The organism is Desulfuribacillus alkaliarsenatis (assembly GCF_001730225.1).
Lineage (GTDB): Bacteria > Bacillota > Bacilli > Desulfuribacillales > Desulfuribacillaceae > Desulfuribacillus > Desulfuribacillus alkaliarsenatis.
The window spans coordinates 129,624-154,635 of record NZ_MIJE01000030.1 but is presented as its reverse complement, the minus strand read 5'-3'; the positions used below and the strand labels follow the sequence as shown (position 1 = coordinate 154,635).

Sequence of the window (25,012 nt, the reverse complement as noted above, 5' to 3'; positions counted from 1 at the left end):
TGTTCTAAAACAAAGAAACACCATTGTTATGTAACAGTTATTAATTTTACTCTCTGTTATATGCTGAATATACTTGTTTTTTAATATATATTTTTCTAGTTATTTTTTGGTGACTATTATCTATGTTTTTAAACTAATTTTCTATTTTTATTATCTAATTTCTTAGCCACCACTAGTAATACCACTAACCAAATAAATAGTTATAATATTTATTTTTTCTGAGTTGCAGTCAGAAAGTTTATAGTTAATTTATACTTATAATAGTTATGTAATACATACTAAGCTTTATTTATTATGTACCAAATGTAGCCAAGTATGCCTGAATGAACACAAAAAAGAAAGCCTTATAAAAGACTTTCTTTTTTTAGAAGTATAAAAGTATATAACTCTACTTATGTTGTTTACTTGCCACTAACTTTAATACGAGTAACTGCTCTTTGCAGTGCTAGCTCTGCGCGTTTGAAGTCAAGAACGTCTTCTTTAGCACGGATGCGCTCTTCAGCACGTTCCTTTGCACGCATAGCGCGATCAATATCGATTTCTTCTGCAAGCTCTGCCGCCTCGGCTAGAATTACTACCTTAGTCTCAGTAACCTCCATGAAACCTTTCATAATCGACATTAATATTTCTGCACCGTTTTTCTTCACTCGTAGTGGGCCTATAGCTAAACTGGCTACTAGTGGTGTATGACCTGCTAGAATACCAATTTCCCCTGATTCTGCCTTTGTTATTAGCATCTCTACGTCATCACTATATACTTTACGTTCTGGGGTAACAATTTCTAATAAATATGTTTTCATAATGAACCTCCTAATTTACGAGGTTTAGCCCTTTTTCGCTTTTTCTACAGCTTCTTCAATCGTTCCAACGTATAGGAATGCGCTCTCTGGAAGATCATCATGCTTACCATCTAAGATTTCCTTAAAGCTGCGAACCGTATCCTTAACAGGAACATATTTACCAGGGAATCCAGTAAACTGCTCTGCCACGTGGAAAGGCTGAGATAAGAAACGTTGAATCTTACGCGCACGAGCAACTAGCATCTTATCTTCGTCAGATAATTCATCCATACCTAGGATGGCGATGATATCTTGTAGCTCTTTGTAACGCTGTAGGATTATCTGAACACCACGAGCTACATCATAATGCTCTTGTCCTACAACAGCAGGAGTCAAGATTCTAGATGTAGAACCTAATGGGTCAACGGCAGGGTATATACCAAGCTCTGATATTTTACGATCAAGGTTTGTAGTCGCATCTAAGTGAGCAAACGTTGTAGCAGGAGCTGGATCCGTATAATCATCCGCTGGTACGTAGATTGCTTGAATTGATGTTACTGAACCTTTATTAGTTGAAGTGATACGTTCTTGTAATTGTCCCATTTCTGTAGCAAGTGTTGGCTGGTAACCAACCGCTGATGGCATACGTCCAAGTAGGGCAGATACCTCAGAACCAGCTTGTGTGAAACGGAAGATGTTATCTACGAAGAATAGTACGTCTTGTCCTTCTTCGTCACGGAAATATTCAGCCATTGTCAGTCCAGTTAGGGCAACGCGCAAACGTGCACCTGGTGGTTCGTTCATCTGACCGAATACCATTGATGTTTTACTAATAACTCCAGAATCCGTCATCTCATGATAAAGGTCGTTACCCTCACGAGTACGCTCCCCTACACCTGCGAATACGGAAAGTCCACCATGCTCCTGAGCTATATTGTTAATAAGCTCCTGGATCAGTACTGTTTTACCAACACCAGCACCACCGAAAAGACCAATCTTACCACCTTTAGCGTAAGGAGCTAGTAGGTCAATAACCTTGATACCTGTTTCAAGAATCTCTTCTTGTGTTGATAGATTTTCAAACGTTGGAGCTGGTCTGTGGATTGGGTAATTTGTTTGTGCTACTACATCGCCTGCTTCGTCAATTGGTTGTCCTAGTACGTTAAATACACGACCAAGAGTCTCGCGACCTACAGGTACAGTGATAGCTCTACCTTGGTCAACTACTTCAGTTCCACGAACTAGACCGTCAGTTGTTGACATCGCTACACAACGGACAACGTTGTCCCCTAGGTGCGTAGCAACCTCCATCGTAAGACTTACGTCTCTTTCATTTTCATTCTTTGCTTTATAATCTATTGTTACAGCGTTATAGATTTCTGGTAGATGCCCTTTCTCGAACTGAACGTCTACAACAGGACCCATAACCTGTAATACGCGACCTTTTTGCATGTTTGAGTTTCCCTCCTATCTTAAGGATTTTCTATAGCGCGTTCGCACCGCCAACAATTTCAGAGATTTCTTGAGTGATTGCTGCTTGACGTGCTCGGTTGTATTTCAACGATAATGTCTTAATCATTTCTGAAGCATTATCTGTCGCACTTCCCATGGCAGTCATACGTGCTCCGTGCTCACTTGCCTTCGCATTCAAAATTGCATTAAAGATTAATGTCTCAGCGTACTTCGGTAATAGTTCTTCTAAAACTTCCGTAGCCGATGGATCGTAGATGTATTCCTTCTGCGATATCTCCTGCTCTTGTGCTTCCACTTCATCTGAAGCTTCAACGTTATCGAGTGGTAATAGCAGTTGGACTGTCGGCACTTGTGTTACTGCCGTTACGAATTCATTATAGACAACATACAATTCATCAAAAATCCCTTCGGCATACATGCCTACTGCTGTAGAAGTGATCTTCTTGATGTCTGCAAAGGTTGGATAATCCGTTACACCTGTAATCTCGCCAACGATTGGATATTCGCGACGCTTAAAGTAGTCAACGGCTTTACGTCCGACTGCAAACACCGCATAGTCATTCTGGGATTGATGCTTTTGCATTTCTGTTGCCGCTTTGCGAAGAATATTAGTGTTATAACCACCAGCTAATCCACGGTCTGAAGTTATGACTATGTAGCCCGTCTTTTTCACTTCACGCTTTTCAAGCATTGGATGACTGACATCCTTAGTACCTTTCGCAATGCTAGATAGCACTTCTGCCATCTTAGCCGCATAAGGCTTAGCTTGTTCAGCTCGCTCTTGAGCACGACGGAGTTTAGCCGCAGCTACCATTTTCATAGCTTTCGTGATTTGCTGTGTGTTCTTTACACTACGAATTCTTCGCTTAATCTCACGCATTCCTTGCACGTTAATTCACCACCTTTTTCTTGCAAACATTAGCAATACCTTTAACCGGTGATAATGTTATCCTTTTATAGCGAAGCCTTTTTTGAATTTATCGATTGCAGCTATAAGCTGATCTTCTGTTTCTTTTGTCATTTCTTTTTGCTCACGGATTGACGTTTGGATTTGTGGAGCTTCTTGCTCTAAGAAAGCTAAGAATTCCTTTTCAAAACGTAAAACGTCAGCTACAGGAATATCGTCAAGGTGTCCTTTAGTAACAGCGTAAATACTGATTACTTGGTCCTCAACCTCCATAGGCTTGTTCTCACCCTGCTTCAGAATTTCTTCTGTACGCTTACCACGCTCTAGGCGAGCTTGGGTTGCTTTATCTAAGTCAGAGCCAAACTGAGCGAATGCTGCTAACTCACGATATTGTGCAAGGTCAAGACGTAATGGTCCTGCTACCTTTTTCATTGCTTTAATTTGAGCTGATCCACCAACACGGGATACAGAAATACCTGCGTTAATCGCTGGTCTAATACCTGAGTAGAATAAATCTGACTCTAGGAATATCTGTCCGTCTGTGATGGAGATAACGTTTGTCGGGATATAAGCAGAAACGTCTCCTGCTTGAGTCTCAATAAACGGTAATGCCGTTAAGCTTCCGCCACCATTAGCGTCACTTAACTTCGCTGCACGCTCTAGTAAGCGCGAGTGTAAGTAGAATACATCCCCTGGATATGCTTCACGGCCCGGAGGACGACGAAGTAATAGGGAAAGCTCACGATACGCTGCTGCTTGTTTGGTTAAGTCGTCATATACGCAAAGAACGTGTCCGCCTTTATACATGAAGTACTCACCCATTGAGCAACCAGTATATGGTGCTAAGAATAACAATGGTGCTGGATCAGACGCACTCGCAGTTACTACGATTGTGTAGTCCATTGCACCGTGCTTACGAAGTGTTTCCACAACGTTTGCAACTGTTGATTGTTTTTGTCCAATCGCTACATAAATACAAATAACATCCTTACCTTTTTGGTTTAGAATGGTATCAATAGCAATTGTCGTTTTACCTGTTTGGCGGTCACCGATAATTAACTCACGTTGTCCTCTACCAATTGGAATCATCGAGTCAATCGCTTTAATTCCTGTTTGTAGTGGCTCGTGAACTGATTTACGATCAATTACACCTGGTGCTGGAGATTCAACTGGACGGAAGCTTTTAGCATTGATTGGGCCTTTACCATCTACTGGCTGTCCAATTGCGTTAACTACACGACCAACTAGTTCTTCCCCTACTGGTACTTCCATAATACGTCCAGTACGTTTTACTTGGTCTCCTTCACGAATATCTTTGAAAGGACCCATGATAACACTACCGACGTTATCTTCTTCCAAGTTTAGTACCATACCATAACTGCCATTGGAGAATTCTAGAAGCTCACCAGCCATAGCTTTTTCTAAGCCATGGATACGAGCAATCCCGTCACCAACTTGCATTACAGTACCGACATCAGAAACCTGGATATCAGATTTATAGTTTTCAATCTGCTTTTTGATCAGCGAACTGATTTCTTCTGGTCTGATACTCATACTCTTTGATTCACCCCTATCTACCGACTTGAGCTTCGCGTAATGAAACTTTAAAACGATCTAATTGCGTTTTAATGCTGCTATCATAAACACGATCTCCAATACGTACTATAAAACCGCCGATGATATCTTTATCAATCTCGGTGGTTATACGAAGATCTTTTCCAATAAGCTCTTTAAAGGTTGCACGAATTTGCTCTAATTGTGTGTCAGTTAAAGCACTTACAGATACAACAGTTGCATCCGCTATGCCTCGTGCTTCATTGGAAATCACGATAAATGATTTTACGATTTGTGAGAATATATCCTGTCGCTGTTTATCAATTAGAAGATTTAGAAAGTTCACTGTAACCTCTGAGATGCTAGTTGCAAATACATCGGCTAGTAAGCGTTTCTTGTCTTCCTTAGCAACGTGTGGGTGATTAAGAAGCTTCTTGAAATCTTCATTCGCTTCCATCGCCTGATCAATCGTTGTAAGTTCAAGCTCTAATTGGTCAAAGGAGTTATTCTCCTTTGCGATAGCAAACAGGGCTTCCGCATATCGCGTTGCTACTGTTGTTTGTATCATACGCCCTTACCTACCTCTTTAAGGTATTTATCTATAAGTGCGTTATGCTCAGCTTCGTCCATATCTTTCTCGATAATCTTAGACGCTATCAGAACAGACATAGAACCGATTTGATCGCGTAGCTCTGCTAAGGCTTGTTCCTTTTCCTTAGTAATCTCAAGCTTTGCAGTTTCCTTCATGCGATCTGTCTCTGCCTTAGCTGCTGCTAATATATCACTAGCTTGCTTTTCACTTTGCTTGCGTCCGCGTTCAACGATTTCTAACGCTTCTTCACGCGCTTTCACCATTTCTTGTCTATGTTCAGCCTGAAGCTTTTCAGCTTGGATGCGCTGATCTTCGGCATCTTTAATCTGTTTCTCAATGTGATCTTGACGATCTTGAATGGCTTTAGCTAGTGGTGCAAAAGCAAATTTGCGTAATAGTAAGAATAATACAAGGAAGGCGAAGAGCTGAGCAATCATTGTTCCAACTTGAAATTCCATAACAATTTCACTCCCCTCAGTTAATCAGCACCTTCATGCTGATGTGGGACAAAAATTAAGGCGCTGGCAATTAGCCACCGCCAGTTGTCCTCAAAAGTCTTACAGATTACCTAATAGCATAAATGCGATTACCGTTGCGATAATAGGTAATGCCTCTACAAGACCAATACCGATAAACATTGTTGTTTGAAGTGATCCTTTTGCCTCTGGTTGACGGGCAATTCCTTCAATTGTTTGAGATGCAACTCTACTTACACCTAAAGCTGCTCCTAAAGCTGCAAGACCCATGATAATACCAACTGCTAAAGCGATACCTGCTCCTACTTCCATGCCTTTCCCCTCCTTTCCAAATTTCAAAACCTCAAATAAGAAAATTATGATTACTATATTATGAAACAGCTAAATAGCTAATGTTTCGCGATACTAATGATGGTCGGCTGTCTGTGTTGAAATGTACACCATACTTAATACGGTAAATACGAAAGCTTGAACAGTACCCATAAAGATACCAAAACCCTGCCAGATTACCATCGTTGCAAATCCACCTACATAGTAGTACATTAGCGGCATTGTTAAAATAACAGCTATCAATACTTCCTTAGCATATATGTTACCATAAAGACGGAAGCCGAGAGTAAGCATCTTTGCTCCTTCTTCAATAATATGCAATGGGAAGAACAGTGGATTCGGTTGGAAAAAGTGTTTAGCATGCTTGGCTGGACCGCGGTACTGTACACCAAGTACGTGAGACAAAAGAACTATAGCTATCGCCATTGCAATCGTCACACTAGCACTAGATGTAGGAGATGTCCAAAACAGTACGTAAGCAGATCCACCTTGGGCTTCGATTACTTCCTTTGTTATCCCTAGAGACTCCCAAAATGGTGTAGTCTCAGTAAAACTGGCTGTTACTTTTAATGGAATCCCTAAAAAGTTGGCAATGAAAATAAATAAGAATAAGGTCATAGCTAAAGCAACAAATCGTTCGCCGCGCTTCATATCCATCGTACTTGCTACAACACCACGAATGAATTCATAAATCGTTTCAAATATTACCTGCTTTTTCGAAGGGTTGTTGACACTTAAGCCACGAATAAACCACATACAGAGTGCATAGGTAATAACACAGGTTATTAAAATCATAGCTACTGTGCTAAGGTTAAATTCTAGCCATGGTAAGCTAGCGGGTGACCATTTAGGAAAAACATAATCCATTTATTATTTCCCCCCCTTCATATACTCTGTTTTGTAAACATTGATAAAAAAGTATATATATGCAACGATTTGCGCAAAAAATGCTCCAAATACTGTCGCAAACACACTAACGCCCTCTACTCGATCAGCAAAGATAACAGCGATAATCACAAAAAAAACGCGCCAACCCATCCCAGATGAGCGCATAAGGCTATTACCGTCAGATTCCTTCCATTCCGTTACTGTAATTACGCTTCGATAAAGAAGATATGTATTAATAATACTAACGGCTGCGCCTAAAACAAATCCTGCATAGATAGGGTTTGGATTGAAAAACCATAAAACACTTACACTCAGCATTATTATAGCGGTGATTACAACAACTTTTTTATAATTCTTATGAAAGTTGTCCATCTATATTTTCCATCCATTCTATTAATGAAGACTTGTTATTAACCCAGTATAAAATAATGCTATATTGCATTAGAACAATCACTACTCAAGGAACGGTTTAATCAACTTTGCAGCCCCTAATAATCCAGCCGCTAAGCCTAGGAAAACACCCATTACCATAAACAATTGCCCTGTCCCAAATCTACCATCAAGATAGCTGCCTATTAGAACTCCAATTACTATAGCAGCAGCAAACTGAATCCCTATAGATGTAACTAGTACAATCGCTTTGAGCGGGGTTTTATCCAAGCTAATCACCGAGCCTCGTTAAATAATACAATAGCGTAGGGGCAATGTCAACCCACCGCTGGTCACTAAATAGTATTTAATTGCTATAATTTACTATTATAATGAAAAATATTCCTTAATAGCCTTAACTATGCGTTCCGACGCATATCCATCACCATACGGATTCGACGCTTTTGACATTCTCAAGTACAGCTCTTTGTCTTCCAATAATTCTCTTGTTAGTTTGTAAATCTGTTCTTGATTCGTACCTGCTAGCTTTAAGGTTCCTGCTTCAATTCCCTCTGGTCTCTCCGTTGTATCCCTAAGTACTAGCACTGGTTTACCCAAGGAAGGAGCTTCTTCCTGAAGACCACCTGAATCTGTCAAGATTAAGTATGACCGTTTCATGAAATTATGGAAGTCTAGTACATCTAAAGGCTCTATTAAATGAATTCGTTCATGCCCAGATAGGAACTGATTTACAGTATCTCTCACCCGCGGGTTTAAATGTACTGGGTACACAACGTGAACATCTTCGTATTCCTCTACTACGCTAACAATAGCTCTACAAATATTTTCTAAAGGTTCACCTAGGTTCTCACGGCGATGAGCTGTTACCAATAGCATACGTGCTCCTTTAGGAATCTTGTCAAGTACCTCATGGGAGTACTGCTCTCTAACTGTAGTTTTTAATGCGTCAATGACAGTATTACCAGTTACATAGACTGATTTCTCTGGCTTGTTTTCTTGTAATAAGTGTTGTTTCGCGGTATCTGTTGGGGCAAAATGCAAATCTGCAACAACCCCAGTTAGTTGACGATTCATCTCTTCTGGAAACGGTGAGTATTTATTATAGGTTCTTAAGCCCGCTTCAACGTGCCCGACTGCCACCTGCTGATAGAGAGCAGCCAAGCTTGCAGCCATCGTAGTAGTCGTGTCACCATGAACTAGGACTATATCGAATTTTTCACTCGTAAGAACTTCCTCTAAACCAGAAAGAACCCTCGTAGTAACTCCAGTTAGGGTTTGTCTATCTTTCATTATATTCAAATCGTAGTCAGGCTCTATTTCGAATAGGCGTAATACCTGATCAAGCATCTCACGGTGCTGAGCTGTCACGCATACCTTCGAGCAAATCTTTGCATCATTCTCTAGCGCTTTCACTAGTGGAGCCATTTTAATAGCCTCAGGGCGTGTGCCAAAGACAGTGAGGACACGGATTTCGCGTTGCTCGTTTTGTGAGTAAGTGGTCATGTCAAATACTCCTTACTAAAAATATTGTAGTGAACTCATGGTGGTATAGATAGGGCTTAGGGCGAAGTGCTAATTTCCTCACCACAATGCTCCCGACTTTTCAAATTGCGCGCCGTCTTTTAGGAAACTCCAAAACTCCCTCCGGTCAGACATCGGAGTTTCTGCCTAAAAGACGCCACGCAATTGATCAAAAAAAGTCTCCCGCAAAGGGTTCGAAAATCAACACTCCACCCACGCCCTACAAATAGCAATATCTTTTGAAGAGTGCATACGAGTAAAGCTATGCTGCACGAGCACTCAATCACTACCAAAAAGTTAGCTGTATTAACCAAGTGCTCCCCGCTCCCGCTGAGGAGCAAGATATGTAGAACGAGCACTCACTTATCCGCAAAGAGTAGGGCGGTGTTAAGTGAGTGACCTTGACGTAGGCTTACTACTAGTTCTTAGCGAAGCTTCGAAATGATAGCTTCCACTGTTTGACCGAAGGGAGTTTGGAAGTTATTTCGAAGTGAGCTATAGAAATAGTTAAGCCGCAGTCCTTGGGAACGAACTTAATACCCCCTACTCGCCTTGTGAGCGAGTTCAGCATACCTTGCTCCGACACTCTCTACTTAGTCCCAAAAAGCCTATCCCCAGCATCCCCTAGCCCAGGAACAATATAACCCTTTTCATTAAGCTTTTCGTCAACTCCTGCAATGTATATATCTACATCATCATGATGCTCTTGTACCTTAGCAATTCCTTCAGGCGCTGCAATTAAGCACATTAGTTTGATATTTTGGGCGCCACGGTCTTTTAGAAATTGAATTGCTGCCGCAGCCGAACCACCAGTAGCTAGCATTGGGTCTATTACAATTAACTCCCGCTCTTCAACGTCTGTTGGTAGCTTGCAATAGTATTCTACTGGTTCAAGTGTTTCTGGGTCACGATAAAGACCTACATGCCCAACTTTAGCTGCTGGAATCAGTCTAAGTACCCCATCTACCATTCCTAGACCAGCACGCAGAATAGGAATGATGCCAAGTTTTTTGCCTGCAATTTGTTTTGCAGTCATTTCACATAAAGGTGTCTGGATTGGTTTGTCAGCTAACGGTAGGTCTCTTGTAATTTCGTATGCCATAAGCATAGATACTTCTTCTACCAAGTCGCGAAAATCTTTAGTACCTGTCTTTACATCTCTTATATATGATAACTTGTGTTGTATTAACGGGTGATCAGTAACGTATACGTTGCCCACTGATGTACCTCCTAGCGATTAATGTTTTCTTATATACTACTTGCTGCATTTAGCTGAAGCGTAGAGTGGGAACTTGTCACATAATTCCTTAACTAATTTACTAGCTTCCGCTAATGATGGCTGATGCTCAGGGCCTTTAAGTGTTAATTCGATGATGTCTGCAATTGTAACCATTGCTGCTTTATCCATTTTCCTACTTGTAACTGCAGCCGTACCAATGCGAATTCCACTTGTAACAAATGGACTTTCTGGATCATTTGGTATGGCATTCTTATTTACAGTCACGCCTACTTCATCTAATACATGCTCTGCAACCTTACCAGTTAGGTTAACACTTCTTAGGTCAACTAATAATAAATGGTTGTCTGTTCCACCAGAGATTAGGTTGAAGCCACGCTCTGTTAATGCATTTGCAAGTGTTGCGGCATTTTCTACTACATTTTGTGAGTATTGCTTGAAATCAGGTTGTAGTGCTTCGCCAAAGGCAACGGCTTTTGCAGCAATAACATGCATTAACGGCCCACCCTGACTACCAGGGAATACCGCTTTGTCGATAGCTTTAGCTAATTCTTCTTTACATAAGATTACACCACCACGAGGTCCGCGTAGTGTTTTATGGGTTGTACTTGTTACAACGTCCGCATATGGAACTGGGCTTGGATGATGTCCAGTAGCAACTAGACCTGCAATGTGCGCCATATCTACCATGAAGTAAGCATTAACTTTCTTGGCAATTTGAGACATTCTTTCAAAGTCTATTACCCTTGGGTAAGCGCTTGCACCAGCAACAATTAATTTCGGATTGTTCTCAACTGCAAGTTTTTCAACTTCATCATAATCGATTCTGTGAGTTTCAGAATCTACCCCATAGGCAACGAAGTTATAGTATTGTCCTGACATATTAACAGGACTTCCGTGTGTTAAATGTCCTCCGTGTGCCAGGTTCATACCTAATACTGTATCACCTGGTTTAATTAAGGCTAGGTAAGCTGCCATATTTGCTTGGGCACCTGAATGGGGCTGAACATTAGCATGTTCAGCTCCAAAAATTTGCTTCAAGCGTTCTCTTGCAATGTCCTCAATTACGTCAACATGCTCGCAGCCACCGTAGTAACGCTTCCCAGGGTAGCCTTCAGCATATTTGTTCGTCAATACTGTCCCCGCTGCTTCCATTACTGCCTTGCTTACAAAGTTTTCAGAAGCGATAAGTTCAATTTTATTACGTTGACGCTCTAACTCCTTATGTATTAAGTCAGCTATTTCTTTGTCTTTGTGAATTAAATGATGCATTTTGTTAAATTCTCCTTCCAGATTTTGAAATTTAAGCCTGCCGTCAAGCAGATATCAATAAACAGCCCTAGCGCCACCAATAAGCTTAGGTCTTGTTTTTGCCAATAATACACGTGCATGTCCTATGTATGGATTTGAATAGCGAACTGGTACAGCAACTGGCTTAAGGTGCATGCCAATCATCGTCTCTCCTATATCTATACCAGCGTCAGCACGGATATATTCAATCAATACAGGGTCAGACAGTTCTTTATACGCATAGGTAGCAAGTGAGCCACCTGCTTTTTGTATAGGTATAACCGTTACCTCATCATAGCCTTTATTTTCCTGTAAGGTGCGTTCTACAACGAGAGCACGATTAAGATGCTCACAGCTTTGGAATGCCAATTGAAATTGGTATTTCGTAGCACAATCAAATAGAGCTCGATAAATTGCTTCTGCTATCTGCAGGCTCCCGTCGGTACCGATATGCTTACCAGCTACTTCACTTGTGCTTGTACCAACTACAACCACCTTATTAGTCAATGCTGTGCTCTGCCTTAGATGTTCAATGGCACGTAACGTGTCGTTATAAACATTATGTAAGTCAGACATATTGCTAATCACTATCCTATTTACAGTATTTTTGCTCAATTGCTGCTATTTTATCAAGTCGGCCTTGATGTCGACCGCCCTCAAATTCAGTCTCAAGCCATACAGAGACAATATCTAGGGCTAAGCCTGGGCCAATCACCCTAGCTCCCATTGCTAAAACATTGGAGTCATTATGCTGGCGCGTTGCCTTTGCTGAAAATGTATCATGAACAACAACCGCACGTACTCCAGGAACCTTATTAGCTACAATTGCCATACCTAGGCCTGTCCCACAAATTAATATGGCTCTATCGAAGCGTTTCTCAGACACTCCTTCTGCTGCTGGTAAGCCATAATCAGGGTAGTCGACTGATTCACAATTACTGGTGCCGAAATCATGGACTTCATGCCCTAGTTTATGTAATAACTCTTTAATTTCTTCTTTAAGCGAAAATCCACCATGGTCTGCCGCAATAGCAATTTTCATAATTACACACACCTCCATGTCAATACTCTTAGCATACCATAACTAAAAAATTTCTTACAGCAATTCATGCAAAAAAGAAACGCATCTAACAATAATTAAGCAAAAATAATAAGCCAGGTGCAGCTTATGTAAAAATCAAGCGACTCCCAGCTTTATTTTATTTAATTTTACGATTACACTTTAATTTTTTACGATTACTTAATTATACAATTACTATTTTATTTTTTCGTTAGTTTAAATCTACTTATAACCTGTTTCAAATCTAGGGCAGAATTGCGTAATACATCAGCATTTGCGGAAATCTCCTCCATTGAGGCTGTTTGCTCTTGGGCAGAAGCTGACATCTCCTGTGCAGATGCTGCTGTTTCTTCAGCAACTGCTGCTACACTCTGAGCTTCTTCAACGGTGTACTCTGCTTGCGCAACCTGATCCTTAACAAGGTTTGCTATTTCTTCGATAGCCTTTACAACATCATTAACTGAGCATGTTATATTTCTCAGTGCTTCGTGGCTCGCAGTCCCTTTTTCAGAAGCAGCATTAGCCTGCTGCACTTGACCTTCAATTTGCTGTACAACATTTCTTACTTCTTTTTGCATTTGTGTGATTAGATTTGTAATATTACTAACTGCTGTTCCACTTTGGTCTGCTAGCTTACGCACTTCTTCAGCTACAACCGCAAAGCCACGTCCATGTTCGCCCGCACGTGCTGCCTCAATACTGGCATTTAGAGCAAGTAGGTTAGTCTGTTCAGCTATATCCCCAACAACAGCAGAGATATTGCCAATCTCCTTCGCATTATTCTCTAAGCGACGCACTACTTCTATTGAGTCCTGGTTAGTAGCTGCGATATTATGCATGCCCTGTACGAGCTCTTCAAACACCTTACCACTCTCTTCAATTGTCTTGAGCATTGCATGTGATAAATCCTTCGTACTTGTTCCCCGTTGCTCTATTTGCTGTGCTAAGCTCGTTACTTTGCCAACAGCCTCAAGGGTGGTTTGGGCTGCAGTGGCCTGCCTTTCCGCTCCCTGTGCTATGTCCTCAATAGCATAGCTAATTTGCTCTGCTGTTTTGGCGGATTCTTGGGAAGCAGATGTTAGCTCCTGTACATTTGCGTTTGTTTGCTCAAAGTTGCGATTAATTTCACTAACCATGTCTCTTAAGCTCTCTAGCATAGTATTAAAGGCCATGCCTAAAGCACGGATTTCATCATCAGACTCGCCAACCTCAACCTTGCAATCTAAGCAGCCAGTAGACGCTTCTACCGCTGTCTTTTCAATTCTGATAATTGAACTACTAATTAATCTGGCTATAACGAAACCTAGTATCGCTGACCACATAATACCCATAGAAAGGGTCATGACCACAACTGTCGTTTCTGTCATGCCGAAATATTCATAGAAATAATCCCTCAATACTAATAGGAAGAATGCCGAACAACCATATGTGATAAATGCCAAACCAGTAATAGACAGGACCATTTTTTTCGTCAGGCTAAATTTATACTTCCGTTCACTCTTTGTAAAAATATCCCGCAAAATCTTCTTAATACTCACACAAATCTCCTCCGTCCTACTCTACAAGCTTAGTAACAAACAGCGCTAGCCTCTTGCCAGCTTCAACATGACATAAGTAGTTCATCTATTAATAACTCGAGTTGGTCGGCACATGATAAATATGTCTCTAAAGAACCACCAAATGGATCAATTATATCTCCATAATTATTGACGTTACAATCGTCACTAAGACTGTTATAGTTATTGTATATGTATACTGGGAAATTGTAAATCTTGTTTTCAAGATTTGGATAAAAATTTATAATCTGACTGCGATGATTACTTGTCATTGTTAAAACTATATCAGCCCAGTTTAGCAATTGCTCGGTAACTACCTGGGAAGAATGGTTTAGATTCGATACGTCATAGCCTTTAACCTTAAGTGCTTCCAATGCGTTTTTGGATATACTTAAGCCGTCAATAGTAGCCACGCCCGCCGACTGGAATATCAGAGGTTTATCTAGTTGCTCTGCTTTCTCCTTTGCAATTACTTCTGCCATTGGACTTCTACATGTATTACCAGTGCAAACAAATAATATGTTTGTTTGTTTTTCTTCGTTAGTCATTTCAATATTTCCTCCTAGCTTTAACTCGACTTTATCTTCAGCCTTAACTTAACTCCAACGCTTACTTAACTGAATCGATTTATATCGAATGTGCTGCATATAACGCAATTATACCGACAACAATACCTAACTGTGCATATATCGGCTGCTGCTTAAATGCCGCAGGTGTTAGCTCAAAAACAACAATATACATCATTGCTCCAGCAGCAAAACTCAAGGCTAACGATATAAAAGCTGGCGTTATCTCTATTATATATAAGCCAAGTAATGTACCCATTGGTACACAAAGTGCTACGAAAATCAATGCAATGACAATTATTGCTTTACGGGTACCACTTTTCAGCAATGGGGCTGTTACACCTATCCCCTCAGGTACATTGTGTAACGCTATTGCAATTACTATTGCTATTCCAAGTTTATGGTCAGCAGCTTCCCCTGCAGCAATTGCTAGCCCTTCTGGTAGATTATGGGCTGCAATGCCTAAAACCATCGTCCAGCCAATCTTTGCAAACTTAACGTTGAAGGCTGAACCACGGCGATGTGTGAAATTTTTATGGATTATTGCTATTATGCCAGATAGTAAAGCCATAAGCAATGCTCCAAGGACTAATCCCATTAACAATGTCTTATAATGCCCAATTTTGGCAGAATGTATGATTAAATCGATGCTAACGGTTATCATTACACCTGCAGCTAAACCAAGATATAACGCTATTGACTGCCTATTTGGTGTCCCAAAATAAAAAACAATGAAAACACCTATAATTGTAGCCATTCCAGCAAGCATGCTGAAAAACAAAATGCCCTGCAACAGTTCTCCCATATTATATTAGCTCCCGACTGTCACAAAAGCGTTTACCTAAATAATTTTCCCTCCAGCAGCCTTAAGCAGTCGATTCATAACTGCCGACCCTAATCCTTGTTCTTCTAGTGCTTCGATAAATATATATTCAATGTTCTGCTGATCAACGGCCCGTAGCCATCTGTATAGGTTATTAGCGACTTTTTCAATATTACCGTCATGAGTTATGAGAAAATCTATTTTTCTATCTAAAATTTCCAGTTTGTTTTTTAATTCAGGTTCATAGCTTGAGCTGGTACATATTAAACCGACAGAGGCCTCATTAGGTAAGCTTTTGATTATTTCTACTACTTTATGAGCAGAACTTTGCAAATATACAACAACCTGACCCTTAGGCGCATAATGTGTATATTTCATCCCTGGCGATTTAGGTGTAGTCGAAGGGTTCATGCCTAAATCAACCATACTGTTGCTTGAACTGAAATTTGCTGGATCAACCATAACTCGTCCTAAAACATCCTGAAGCGCTTCAATACTGATTCCGCCTGGACGTAAAATCATCGGAATTTCCGATGCTATATCAAGGACTGTTGATTCAACTCCAACCCCTGTGTTGCCTCCATCTAATATAAGTGGTATCTTACCATTCAAATCATTGTATACATGCTCAGCAGCCGTCGGGCTTGGCTTCCCAGATAGATTAGCGCTCGGTGCAGCTATAGGTAAATCCACAGCCTCTAACAAAGCCAGAGCTATAGGATGATTTGGGATGCGAATACCTACAGTATCTAAGCCTGCAGTTACGTTTTCAGCAATCCCTTTTGCAGCCGGTACAATACAGGTAAGTGGTCCAGGCCAGAACTTTTCCGCTAGTAATTGCAGGCGTTGCCTTAACTGATTATTGAATCTCTTTATGTCAATCAGTTCAATCGCTTGCTCAAGGGAATGCACATGTACAATCAACGGGTTGTCACTAGGCCTACCTTTAGCGCGAAAAATTTTGCGAATTGCATTACTGTCATAGGCATTAGCCCCTAGACCATATACGGTCTCTGTTGGAAATGCTACTACTTGTCCCGCTTTTAGCTGCTCCGCTGCCAGATGTAAAACACTTAGACTTACTTCTGATTGCAAAGCATGTTTATTTAGCTTATGTATTTTTGTGTGATAATTATTCTTCTGCATATCCGTATGCATGTTTGTTTGTGTATCGATTGCTAACACCTCTAAACTTACTCTTTTATTAAACGCATAACCGTCGCATAGCTTGAGTCATATTCTTTAAAGTGGGTAGACTTTCGTAGCTCATCTGGCACATCGTCCCAGTTAACCTCCGCAAACCCCCAATATTCGAAAAAAGCCTGAGAATTGTGTGTCATTAAAAATATTTCCTTCAAGCCTCGTCTCCATCCATAGGAAATAATTAATGCAATCAGCTCAACCCCAACCTTAGAATTCCACTTCTCTGAGCGCAGTACCAGTGAGCGTAGTATGCCCCGTTGTTCATAGATTTCTAATCCTACCATGCCGACTATATTACTATAATTTTCGTCACGCAAGTCCTCGACAACTAAGAAATTCTCCAGATGCTCTGTTATTCCATCCTTATTTAATTTAGCTTTTTCTAACAAATATTCCATGCTAATAATATCACTTTTTTTCGCCAGACGCACTACAATACTCACAAAAAAACCCCCTAGATAGGTATTTATACCAATTCTATGAGGCTTGACTTATTATATTACCTTTTGAACAACTTTGCTAAGAAAAATTTGTATTGAACTTCATCAATTTGTTTTTGTTCCTTAAGCTCCTTAAGTTCCTTTAACTCTTTAATATTTTGCAGATCATTTCCCGTAGTACTTGTAGGCTCTTCATTGTCTATAATTGTAGCTGATGTTATATCGACTAGGCATAACGGTGGATACAGCACGCACCACCAATTTTCTCCCGCTGCTTGACCAATTTCTATTATGAGTGCTTTGTATACCCCAGCAGGATAAAGATGCTCGCCATATTTAATCGTAGGAAATTGAGCTTCATCTAAACGCACATTGACGTTGTAATTAAATCCCTGCTCCCGTATTGTATTTATAACCAATTCAGTTACTACTTCGATCTGCTTCTGCAGGTACTGCTCTGCTTGATCACTAGATGTAAAATCTTCGGCTAGATCCTGCATATACTCAGTTACAGCGTCACGAACATTCTGCTTCAACCACTGATCTACTGGTCTATCACTATTAGGCAGAACCCTAAGTCGAATTGCATCTTCTGGTAGCTCTTGGCTTTTCCATAGTAACGGCTGTGAATAGGCCTGCTCCCAACTCATTACTAAAATCATTACTAGTACTAATATATATTGGATTAGTTTAGTTTGTGTTTTTGTAAGCATTTAATTCTCTCCCATGAACTGTAGCAGCTAAACTGTCAGTTTATTTGTTTGCTTACAGTATGGTCATGGGTGAGGAGCTTTAAACCTGAAGTAAAGAATTTTTTTGGGTGTCCGTGGTTGTGCGGGGTAGCAAAGCCTCCAACAAAGATTCGCTCCGCCAAACCGCCCAACAACTGGGCTACTCAAAAATCTGTAATTCTTATGTTAGTTAAATTTAGTTTCATCTGGAATATATGGCTCGGTATCGATGAACGATCTTTGCCAGAAGCTTTTAGGAGTGCTTGGTGAAGGTTTGGCATAAAGCTCCACGCGTCTGACCGAAGGGAGTTGTGGAGCTTGCCAAAGCAAACCTTAGCAATCATTAAGCTGTAGGCTCTAGTGAGTGAATTGATGCCGAGTCATATATTCTGCCTCTGCCCGAAAATCACTCTTTGATGTCCTGCCAAGTCCTTATACACTTCAATATTTTTAAAGTTATGTTTCTGCAACAGTTCGCTAATAACCTCAGATTGTTGGTAGCCAATCTCAAATCCTAGCCAACCAGCTGGTGTGAGATATTGGTTTGCTTGAGAGATAATTTTTTTATAAATTGCTAAGCCTTCCTCTTCAGCAAATAGTGCAAGCTCTGGCTCATAATCTTTAACTTCACGGTCCATAGTGTCTGACTCAGCACGGTCTACATACGGTGGATTTGACAATATCACCTGATATTGCCTCTCATGCCGTGACCACGTGTCACCTAGATGCCATTCGACTCTGACATTAGATGATTTTGCTGATAATAAAAGTTTGGCATTTATCTTAGCCACCTGCAAAGCTGACTCTGATATATCTAATCCATCAATATTAATATTTATAGCCTGCTTAGAACTGCTATCTAACCAGTTCAAAAGTTCTGCTGCGATTGTAATTGGAATCGCTCCACTACCAGTGCCAATATCTAATATGCTAATTTGTTGAGTGTTGTTATTACAGCTATTCTCATACAGCTTATGTATACGTTTTAAGGCTTGTTCTACTAAGATTTCTGTTTCTGGTCGCGGTATCAGAACCCGCTTATCAACATAGAAGGTTCTCCCATAAAATTCTTGCTCCTGGGTCAGGTATTGCACTGGGACATGTTCTCCACGCTGTTTAATCCATGTATAATATGTATGCCAATCGCCTTCATCAATTTGTTCATCCCAACTCATAAAAAGCTTGTGCCTCTCCAGCTTAGCCGCTTTGCGGAGTAATAGCTCAGCCTCAAAGAGTGGATTCTTCGTTTTTTTAGTTGTTAAAAAAGAAGAAGCCCAATTAAAGGCTTCTCGATAGGTCTTAGGAGTGTTCATGATTACAAAACCTCACAGTATTTTAAATATTTTTAATCTTCAATGTCCTTTAGTAAGCTTGATTGTTCTTCTACCACGAGGCTATCGATGATTTCATCAAGATCTCCCTGTAATATGTAATCAAGTTTGTGTAACGTTAATCCAATACGATGATCAGTTACTCGACTTTGTGGAAAGTTGTACGTGCGAATACGTTCACTTCTATCACCAGTTCCAACCTTACCTTTACGCTCCTGTGCTAGCTCTGCATCACGCTCCTGCTGAATCTTATCATAAACACGGGCACGTAATACTCGCATTGCCTTATCTTTATTTTTTATTTGTGATTTCTCATCCTGACAGCTAACTACTATGCCCGTAGGAACATGTGTTAGACGTACTGCAGATTGAGTCGTATTAACACTTTGACCTCCAGGTCCAGATGAACAAAACAGGTCTACTCGAATATCCTTCTCATGAATATCTACTTCTATTTCTTCCGCTTCTGGCAGGACAACGACCGTTGCTGTCGATGTATGTATACGTCCACCGCTTTCCGTCTCTGGAATACGTTGTACACGATGCGCACCACTTTCATATTTCAAGCGGCTATAGGCACCATTACCAATAATGGTAAAGATAATTTCTTTGTATCCACCTATCCCTGTATAATTGGCTTCTAAAATCTCTGTTTTCCAGCCTTTATTCTCAGCGTAGCGTACATACATTTTATATAAATCGCCAGCAAACAAGGCAGCTTCATCACCACCAGCAGCACCTCTTATTTCAACGATTACGTTTTTGTCATCGTTCGGGTCTTTTGGTAGTAGCAAAATCTTAAGCTTTGCACTTAATTCCTCAATGCTATCTGTAAGCTCATCAATCTCCATTTTCACCATTTCGCGCATCTCATCATCTAGCTTATCTTCAAGCATTGATTTAGCATCTGTTAGCTGCTGTTTAGCTTCCTTGTAAGCTCTATATGTCTCTACAGTTTCCTCTAGGTCAGACTGCTCCTTCGAATACTTACGTAATTTGTTAATGTCGTTAACGATTTCAGGATCACAAAGTAATTGACCAAGTTTATCGTATCGTTCTTCTAAAGATTGTAATTTATCAAACATTACTACATGCCACCTCATTACTACTGTTATTTGCTTTTATTACTATTGCTTACTGTTATTTGAATAACAGTATAATTATATTCGAAACATGCTATTAAAGTCAAAAAAATATTTGTGCACATATGCAAAAGCCTAGACACAATATTTGTATCTAGGCATATGCTATATGGAAATACATTGATAAAACGTTACCGAAACTACAGTTTATCGTGTTCTAACTGGTGATGGCCCTGGTGCTGCAGGTCCCATTCCAGCTCCACCTGGTGCTGGAGTAAGTGCTCTACCTAAATCACGTAGTGCATCACCAAAGTCTGCTACAGGTCGCCCTGTGCGAATTTCGTTAGCAATTCCACCAAGCTCACGAGTGAACCCAGGGTCTTCGCTAACGACAACATTTCTGAATTGTGTTTCTTGATTAACAAGCTGACGTACTTTCTCTTTTATTTGCTGTGCATCACCAGCTTGACCAATTTGATTCTGACCTGTTCGACCAAACTGTGCTTGGCGATTATTTTGGACTCCTTGCATCCCTAAATCATTACGTGCTCCCTGATGCTGCATACCAGCATTACGATCCATGTCAAGTCCTACATATACCGTATCACCTTCAACAACGACTGTTGCATCTCTAACGCCAGCAATTTGCTCTACTCTGTGTTCTAAACGTCGTGTCATGTCTTGCTCAGCACCACCGCGTCCAATTCCGCCATCCATTAAGTCAGCGTTGTCACGCAAACCTAAATTGTTAAAGCCTCCACCAAGTGTTCCATTACGTATAGTCTCGGCTCTATAGCGTTCAGAATCTTGAACTCCATGGAAATCCCAATCAAAGCCAGGGCCCATATTACGGTCACGATCAGCTACACGGTCAAATTCTGCAAGCGGACCACCGACACCATCTTGTGCACGGTCATACCTTGCTGGTTCTGGGCGTTGTGCTGCCTGACAACCGAATGAAGCAACAACCACCGCAACTACTAACAGTGATAGAAGAATGATTCTTGATATTTTCATTGTTTCACCTCCTCGATAATTATGGTTTCCGAAGCACCAGAAAAATCTCAGGAAATTACCGAAAAGGCTGGCAATGATTTGCTTACTGATTAATACAAAAAAGCCTTCCAATCTTCATTGGAAAGCCACTTGTTCATATAATTACAAATTGTATTTTTTCTTGAATTTGTCTACACGACCACCAGCGTCGATCATCTTTTGACCACCAGTGAAGAATGGATGACACTTAGAGCAAATCTCTACGCGCAGCTCTTGTTTCACAGAACCTGTTTCAAATGATTCACCACAAGCACATTGTACTTGAGCTTTCTTATAATCAGGATGGATTGCTGTTTTCATTGCTTTCACCTCTTTCTCTTCCTTACAGCCGACAAAAATTGCTCTTTAACGGCACAGTGCTTATATTATATCAGGTGTAAAGCATCAATGCAATAGTTAGTTCTGATTTTAAGGGAGATACAATAATGGGTTGACAGGTTGTTCATCGACGCGCAACTCAAAATGTAAATGAATACCAATAGAGTCACCAGAGTCACCCATGTGTCCAATAATATCACCCTGCCGAACCTTCTGTCCCTCAGAAACAAGAATACGACTTAGGTGGGCATAGTAGGTCTGGATTCCGTTGCCATGATCAACTATCACAAGTCGACCGTAGCCACTTCCACTCCAATCTGCAAACACTATATCCCCAGGAAGGGACGCATAAATTGGGGTTTGGAATTCACTTTGATGCCAGATGTCAATTCCTTGATGAAATCTACCCCAGCGTGGACCATAGTAGCTTGTTAAGACACCAATTACTGGCCATTTCATTGGATTATTAAAATTCTTTTGATTGACTGATGCTGCAAGCTGCACTGTTTGCTTACGTTCCTTAGGAATACGCACCTCTTGATCGATTGTCAATGCTTCTATATCAAGACTAGGATTAATAACTAACAAATCTGAAATACTAACACCGTAGCGCTGTGCTATCGTGAAGATGGTATCTCCCCATGAGACATGGTGCACACGGTCAACTGCCAACGGTACATAAATGACCTGACCAAGCTCCAGAGGATCCGTCGCCCAAGGATTTGATTCTTGTAAATCAGCTCTTGCAATCTTATATAGCTGAGCAATTGATTGCAGAGTGTCATTAGCCTTCACTTGATATTCGGTGTGCAATGGTAGCTCTCTCCACGATGTATTAGTTTCCAATGCTGTCACCGTTGAGTCGACTTGTCTTGCATACTTTTCTTTTTCAATATATTCATTAATTGTATGAAATGGGTTGTAAAAATCTCGTAAGCTTAATGCTGAAGTTGTCATTGGTGCCAAAACAACACTACTCATCAACAAGAACGACAAAAAGACTGGTAGTGCCTGTACTTTTTTCACCGCTTACACCTCACAAATGTTGGATGTATTATACTATGATTTCTAGTACAAAAATGTGCACTATTCAGTCTATCCTCGTTCTTATTTATTTATTCCATAATTGGAAATTATTTTTTGAAAAGAGTATCTATAAACTCTCGATTATCCTTAGTTTGCTTCAATCTTTTCAAGAAAATTTCTGTGAAATCTGGGCTATCTGTAAGGGTTTTACGAAGCTTCCAAAGAACATCCAAGGATTCTTTATCGAGCAGAAGCTCTTCCCTTCGTGTTCCAGATCTACGGATATCAATAGCAGGGAAGATCCGCTTCTCTGACAGCTTACGGTCAAGCTGTAGCTCCATATTACCTGTACCTTTAAATTCTTCAAAAATTACATCGTCCATTCTAGAGCCAGTGTCCACTAAAGCTGTCGCTAAAATAGTTAAGCTTCCACCTTCTTCAATATTACGGGCTGATCCAAAAAAGCGTTTCGGACGATGAAATGCCATCGGATCGATACCACCAGATAACGTACGACCGCTACTAGGTATAACCAAGTTATATGCGCGTGCAAGACGTGTAATACTATCCATTAAGATGACTACGTCTTTTTTATGTTCAACTAGCCTCTGAGCACGGTCAAGCACAAGTTCAGCTACCTTGACATGGTTTTCTGGAAGTTCGTCAAAAGTAGAGCTTACAACGTCACCCTTCACAAACCTCTGCATGTCAGTCACTTCTTCTGGTCTTTCATCTATCAGCAGTACAATCAAATATACATCTGGGTGGTTAACTGTAATTGCATTGGCTATTTCTTTCAGCAATAAAGTTTTCCCCGCCTTCGGTGGCGAAACAATTAAACCACGCTGACCAAAGCCTATAGGTGCGATTAAATCAACAATGCGTGTAGATAAATTGCTACTAGTAGTCTCTAGAGTCATTTTCTCATTCGGGTAAATTGGTGTTAGGCCTGGAAAGTGTACACGTTCGGCAGCTACCTCAGGCACCATGCCATTAACTGCTTCAACATATAGCAATCCGTAGTAGCGCTCGTTTTCCTTAGGCGGGCGCACTTTACCAGATACGAGATCTCCATTACGCAAATCGAATTTTCTAATTTGTGATTGCGATATGTAAATATCTTCAGAGCTAGGTGAATAGTTAATCGGACGCAAAAAACCATAGCCGTCTGGCAGAATCTCTAATACCCCTTCAGCAAACATAAAGCCGTCTTTCTCAGCCCGCGCCTTTAAAATTGCAAAAACTAACTCCTTCTTTTTTAGCTGCGAATAATATGAAATTTTATATTCCTTCGCCATTTTATATAAATCAGCTAGTTTTAGACTTTCTAACTCATTGATATTCATGTTCATATTCATTTACTTACCTGCTTTCTATACCATAACCAGGTTAGGTTTTTTCGATAGCTTATGGTCAGCGTTAATAAATCTTAGGGTTCCACTTTGAGCACGCATAACTACCGTCTCTGTTTTAGCTAGATCTTTCCCCATAAAACGCACACCTTTAAGTAGCTCACCATCGGTTACGCCTGTGGCTGCAAAGATTACATCATCGCCCTTAACCATATCTTCTAGCTTAAGTATCCGCTCAACACAGTCTATATTCATCATTTTGCGGCAGCGTTCTCGTTGCTCTTCATTATCTGGAATTAGGCGCCCTTGAATATCTCCACCAAGGCATTTAATGGCTGCCGCTGCTAATACGCCCTCTGGAGCGCCACCAATACCAAACATGATGTCTACTCCCGTACCTTCGAAGCAGGTGTTGATTGCCGCTGCTACATCTCCATCAGGTATGAACTTAATTCTCGCACCCGCAGCTCTTATTTCATCGACAATCAAGTCATGTCGAGGTCTATCTAGCAGGGTTGCAGTTACTTCTGATATGTCCTTGTCCAATGCTTTGGCAACAGCCTTTAGATTGTCTGTAACGCTAGCTGCTAAATCGACCTTACCTTTTGCTTTTGGCCCTACTGCAATCTTATCCATATACATATCAGGAGCATTAAGCATCGTTCCAGCATCAGCAATTGCAATTACAGCCAGTGCATTCCATGAGCCCTTGGCAACTATATTAGTCCCTTCTAAGGGATCAACAGCAATGTCTACTGGCGCTCCGCCACTACCAACTTCTTCGCCTATGTAAAGCATCGGAGCCTCGTCCATCTCCCCTTCACCAATAACGATTTTACCGCTTATCGGAATTGTGTTAAGGACTGTGCGCATAGCGCTTGTTGCTCCTTGGTCAGCTGCCTCTTTCTTACCTCTACCCATCCATCTAGCAGACGCTAACGCCGCTGCCTCGGTAACCCTTGCAATTTCTAATGTCAAACTTCTATCCATCTTGTATCGTTCTCCCCTTTCAAAATTTAACTAAATGTCAA

Annotated in this window: 28 protein-coding genes; all 28 read right to left on the bottom strand. The window is 40.8% G+C overall.

The features are described 5' to 3' along the window. Positions 1–401: 401 nt before the first annotated feature. Positions 402–800, bottom strand: a complete 399-nt coding sequence (locus BHF68_RS09285; protein WP_069643364.1) for a F0F1 ATP synthase subunit epsilon — start codon at positions 798–800, stop codon at positions 402–404. A 24-nt stretch (positions 801–824) separates the two neighbouring features. Then, complete coding sequence (gene atpD, locus BHF68_RS09280; RefSeq protein ID WP_069643363.1) at positions 825–2,231, bottom strand: F0F1 ATP synthase subunit beta; 1,407 nt, start codon at positions 2,229–2,231, stop codon at positions 825–827. Between the two features lie 31 nt (positions 2,232–2,262). Then, the gene (gene atpG / locus BHF68_RS09275) at positions 2,263–3,132 is read right to left on the bottom strand and encodes an ATP synthase F1 subunit gamma (RefSeq protein WP_069643459.1); all 870 of its coding nucleotides are present in this window, start codon (positions 3,130–3,132) and stop codon (positions 2,263–2,265) included. Positions 3,133–3,198: 66 nt separating this feature from the next. Then, complete coding sequence (atpA, locus tag BHF68_RS09270) at positions 3,199–4,713, bottom strand: F0F1 ATP synthase subunit alpha (protein ID WP_069643362.1); 1,515 nt, start codon at positions 4,711–4,713, stop codon at positions 3,199–3,201. A gap of 16 nt (positions 4,714–4,729) precedes the next feature. Continuing rightward, positions 4,730–5,281, bottom strand: a complete 552-nt coding sequence (locus BHF68_RS09265; RefSeq protein ID WP_069643361.1) for a F0F1 ATP synthase subunit delta — start codon at positions 5,279–5,281, stop codon at positions 4,730–4,732. Then, complete coding sequence (atpF, locus tag BHF68_RS09260) at positions 5,278–5,763, bottom strand: F0F1 ATP synthase subunit B (protein ID WP_069643360.1); 486 nt, start codon at positions 5,761–5,763, stop codon at positions 5,278–5,280. Before atpF ends, BHF68_RS09265 begins: the two co-directional genes overlap by 4 nt. 99 nt (positions 5,764–5,862) lie before the next feature. Next, complete coding sequence (atpE, locus tag BHF68_RS09255) at positions 5,863–6,093, bottom strand: F0F1 ATP synthase subunit C (protein ID WP_069643359.1); 231 nt, start codon at positions 6,091–6,093, stop codon at positions 5,863–5,865. Positions 6,094–6,186: 93 nt separating this feature from the next. After that, positions 6,187–6,978 (bottom strand): F0F1 ATP synthase subunit A, encoded by a 792-nt coding sequence (gene atpB, locus BHF68_RS09250; protein ID WP_069643358.1) that lies wholly within the window; start codon positions 6,976–6,978, stop codon positions 6,187–6,189. A 3-nt stretch (positions 6,979–6,981) separates the two neighbouring features. After that, positions 6,982–7,371 (bottom strand): ATP synthase subunit I, encoded by a 390-nt coding sequence (locus BHF68_RS09245; RefSeq protein WP_069643357.1) that lies wholly within the window; start codon positions 7,369–7,371, stop codon positions 6,982–6,984. An 81-nt stretch (positions 7,372–7,452) separates the two neighbouring features. After that, positions 7,453–7,659, bottom strand: coding sequence for an AtpZ/AtpI family protein (locus BHF68_RS09240; RefSeq protein WP_176719912.1), 207 nt, complete (start codon positions 7,657–7,659; stop codon positions 7,453–7,455). A 96-nt stretch (positions 7,660–7,755) separates the two neighbouring features. Beyond that, on the bottom strand, positions 7,756–8,892 hold the full coding sequence (wecB, locus tag BHF68_RS09235; protein WP_069643356.1) for a non-hydrolyzing UDP-N-acetylglucosamine 2-epimerase: 1,137 nt from the start codon (positions 8,890–8,892) through the stop codon (positions 7,756–7,758). Between the two features lie 607 nt (positions 8,893–9,499). Continuing rightward, the gene (gene upp / locus BHF68_RS09230; protein WP_069643355.1) at positions 9,500–10,129 is read right to left on the bottom strand and encodes a uracil phosphoribosyltransferase; all 630 of its coding nucleotides are present in this window, start codon (positions 10,127–10,129) and stop codon (positions 9,500–9,502) included. A gap of 36 nt (positions 10,130–10,165) precedes the next feature. Then, positions 10,166–11,419 (bottom strand): serine hydroxymethyltransferase, encoded by a 1,254-nt coding sequence (gene glyA / locus BHF68_RS09225; RefSeq protein ID WP_069643354.1) that lies wholly within the window; start codon positions 11,417–11,419, stop codon positions 10,166–10,168. Between the two features lie 54 nt (positions 11,420–11,473). Then, entirely contained in the window at positions 11,474–12,013 is a 540-nt protein-coding gene (locus BHF68_RS09220; protein ID WP_069643353.1) for a TIGR01440 family protein, read from the bottom strand. 16 nt (positions 12,014–12,029) lie between these two features. After that, positions 12,030–12,479: a ribose 5-phosphate isomerase B gene (gene rpiB / locus BHF68_RS09215; protein ID WP_069643352.1), complete on the bottom strand. Its 450-nt coding sequence runs from the start codon at positions 12,477–12,479 to the stop codon at positions 12,030–12,032. A gap of 218 nt (positions 12,480–12,697) precedes the next feature. Beyond that, positions 12,698–14,035: a methyl-accepting chemotaxis protein gene (locus BHF68_RS09210; protein WP_084019333.1), complete on the bottom strand. Its 1,338-nt coding sequence runs from the start codon at positions 14,033–14,035 to the stop codon at positions 12,698–12,700. A 62-nt stretch (positions 14,036–14,097) separates the two neighbouring features. Next, the gene (locus tag BHF68_RS09205) at positions 14,098–14,601 is read right to left on the bottom strand and encodes a low molecular weight protein arginine phosphatase (protein WP_069643351.1); all 504 of its coding nucleotides are present in this window, start codon (positions 14,599–14,601) and stop codon (positions 14,098–14,100) included. Between the two features lie 79 nt (positions 14,602–14,680). Continuing rightward, positions 14,681–15,424, bottom strand: coding sequence for a ZIP family metal transporter (locus BHF68_RS09200; protein WP_069643350.1), 744 nt, complete (start codon positions 15,422–15,424; stop codon positions 14,681–14,683). Between the two features lie 36 nt (positions 15,425–15,460). Then, positions 15,461–16,627, bottom strand: a complete 1,167-nt coding sequence (locus tag BHF68_RS09195; protein ID WP_245669656.1) for an L-threonylcarbamoyladenylate synthase — start codon at positions 16,625–16,627, stop codon at positions 15,461–15,463. 8 nt (positions 16,628–16,635) lie between these two features. Beyond that, positions 16,636–17,088, bottom strand: a complete 453-nt coding sequence (locus BHF68_RS09190; RefSeq protein ID WP_069643349.1) for a GNAT family N-acetyltransferase — start codon at positions 17,086–17,088, stop codon at positions 16,636–16,638. A 56-nt stretch (positions 17,089–17,144) separates the two neighbouring features. Next, entirely contained in the window at positions 17,145–17,798 is a 654-nt protein-coding gene (spoIIR, locus tag BHF68_RS09185; protein ID WP_069643348.1) for a stage II sporulation protein R, read from the bottom strand. 398 nt (positions 17,799–18,196) lie between these two features. Further along, positions 18,197–19,129 carry a peptide chain release factor N(5)-glutamine methyltransferase gene (gene prmC / locus BHF68_RS09180; protein WP_084019332.1) on the bottom strand — a complete coding sequence of 311 codons (933 nt, stop codon included), beginning with the start codon at positions 19,127–19,129 and terminating at the stop codon, positions 18,197–18,199. 32 nt (positions 19,130–19,161) lie between these two features. After that, entirely contained in the window at positions 19,162–20,232 is a 1,071-nt protein-coding gene (gene prfA, locus BHF68_RS09175) for a peptide chain release factor 1 (RefSeq protein ID WP_069643347.1), read from the bottom strand. Positions 20,233–20,436: 204 nt separating this feature from the next. Beyond that, positions 20,437–21,246 carry a YhcN/YlaJ family sporulation lipoprotein gene (locus BHF68_RS09170; protein WP_069643346.1) on the bottom strand — a complete coding sequence of 270 codons (810 nt, stop codon included), beginning with the start codon at positions 21,244–21,246 and terminating at the stop codon, positions 20,437–20,439. A gap of 141 nt (positions 21,247–21,387) precedes the next feature. Continuing rightward, positions 21,388–21,585, bottom strand: coding sequence for a 50S ribosomal protein L31 (rpmE, locus tag BHF68_RS09165; protein ID WP_069643345.1), 198 nt, complete (start codon positions 21,583–21,585; stop codon positions 21,388–21,390). Positions 21,586–21,693: 108 nt separating this feature from the next. Further along, a complete protein-coding gene (locus BHF68_RS09160; protein WP_069643344.1) occupies positions 21,694–22,629 on the bottom strand; it encodes a peptidoglycan DD-metalloendopeptidase family protein in 936 nt (311 codons plus the stop codon). Positions 22,630–22,736: 107 nt separating this feature from the next. Continuing rightward, complete coding sequence (gene rho / locus BHF68_RS09155; RefSeq protein WP_069643455.1) at positions 22,737–23,981, bottom strand: transcription termination factor Rho; 1,245 nt, start codon at positions 23,979–23,981, stop codon at positions 22,737–22,739. A gap of 21 nt (positions 23,982–24,002) precedes the next feature. Then, positions 24,003–24,971, bottom strand: coding sequence for a class II fructose-bisphosphatase (gene glpX / locus BHF68_RS09150; protein WP_069643343.1), 969 nt, complete (start codon positions 24,969–24,971; stop codon positions 24,003–24,005). Between the last annotated feature and the right edge of the window lie 41 nt (positions 24,972–25,012).

Excerpts from the sequence above, each read along its gene's own strand:
- BHF68_RS09285 (WP_069643364.1), bottom strand. The coding sequence starts at position 800 with ATGAAAACATATTTATTAGAAATTGTTACCCCAGAACGTAAAGTATAT.
- atpD (WP_069643363.1), bottom strand. The coding sequence starts at position 2,231 with ATGCAAAAAGGTCGCGTATTACAGGTTATGGGTCCTGTTGTAGACGTT.
- atpG (WP_069643459.1), bottom strand. The coding sequence starts at position 3,132 with ATGCGTGAGATTAAGCGAAGAATTCGTAGTGTAAAGAACACACAGCAA.
- atpA (WP_069643362.1), bottom strand. The coding sequence starts at position 4,713 with ATGAGTATCAGACCAGAAGAAATCAGTTCGCTGATCAAAAAGCAGATT.
- BHF68_RS09265 (WP_069643361.1), bottom strand. The coding sequence starts at position 5,281 with ATGATACAAACAACAGTAGCAACGCGATATGCGGAAGCCCTGTTTGCT.
- atpF (WP_069643360.1), bottom strand. The coding sequence starts at position 5,763 with ATGGAATTTCAAGTTGGAACAATGATTGCTCAGCTCTTCGCCTTCCTT.
- atpE (WP_069643359.1), bottom strand. The coding sequence starts at position 6,093 with ATGGAAGTAGGAGCAGGTATCGCTTTAGCAGTTGGTATTATCATGGGT.
- atpB (WP_069643358.1), bottom strand. The coding sequence starts at position 6,978 with ATGGATTATGTTTTTCCTAAATGGTCACCCGCTAGCTTACCATGGCTA.
- BHF68_RS09245 (WP_069643357.1), bottom strand. The coding sequence starts at position 7,371 with ATGGACAACTTTCATAAGAATTATAAAAAAGTTGTTGTAATCACCGCT.
- wecB (WP_069643356.1), bottom strand. The coding sequence starts at position 8,892 with ATGACCACTTACTCACAAAACGAGCAACGCGAAATCCGTGTCCTCACT.
- glyA (WP_069643354.1), bottom strand. The coding sequence starts at position 11,419 with ATGCATCATTTAATTCACAAAGACAAAGAAATAGCTGACTTAATACAT.
- BHF68_RS09220 (WP_069643353.1), bottom strand. The coding sequence starts at position 12,013 with ATGTCTGACTTACATAATGTTTATAACGACACGTTACGTGCCATTGAA.
- rpiB (WP_069643352.1), bottom strand. The coding sequence starts at position 12,479 with ATGAAAATTGCTATTGCGGCAGACCATGGTGGATTTTCGCTTAAAGAA.
- BHF68_RS09205 (WP_069643351.1), bottom strand. The coding sequence starts at position 14,601 with ATGACTAACGAAGAAAAACAAACAAACATATTATTTGTTTGCACTGGT.
- BHF68_RS09200 (WP_069643350.1), bottom strand. The coding sequence starts at position 15,424 with ATGGGAGAACTGTTGCAGGGCATTTTGTTTTTCAGCATGCTTGCTGGA.
- spoIIR (WP_069643348.1), bottom strand. The coding sequence starts at position 17,798 with ATGCTTACAAAAACACAAACTAAACTAATCCAATATATATTAGTACTA.
- prmC (WP_084019332.1), bottom strand. The coding sequence starts at position 19,129 with ATGAACACTCCTAAGACCTATCGAGAAGCCTTTAATTGGGCTTCTTCT.
- prfA (WP_069643347.1), bottom strand. The coding sequence starts at position 20,232 with ATGTTTGATAAATTACAATCTTTAGAAGAACGATACGATAAACTTGGT.
- BHF68_RS09170 (WP_069643346.1), bottom strand. The coding sequence starts at position 21,246 with ATGAAAATATCAAGAATCATTCTTCTATCACTGTTAGTAGTTGCGGTG.
- rpmE (WP_069643345.1), bottom strand. The coding sequence starts at position 21,585 with ATGAAAACAGCAATCCATCCTGATTATAAGAAAGCTCAAGTACAATGT.
- rho (WP_069643455.1), bottom strand. The coding sequence starts at position 23,981 with ATGAACATGAATATCAATGAGTTAGAAAGTCTAAAACTAGCTGATTTA.
- glpX (WP_069643343.1), bottom strand. The coding sequence starts at position 24,971 with ATGGATAGAAGTTTGACATTAGAAATTGCAAGGGTTACCGAGGCAGCG.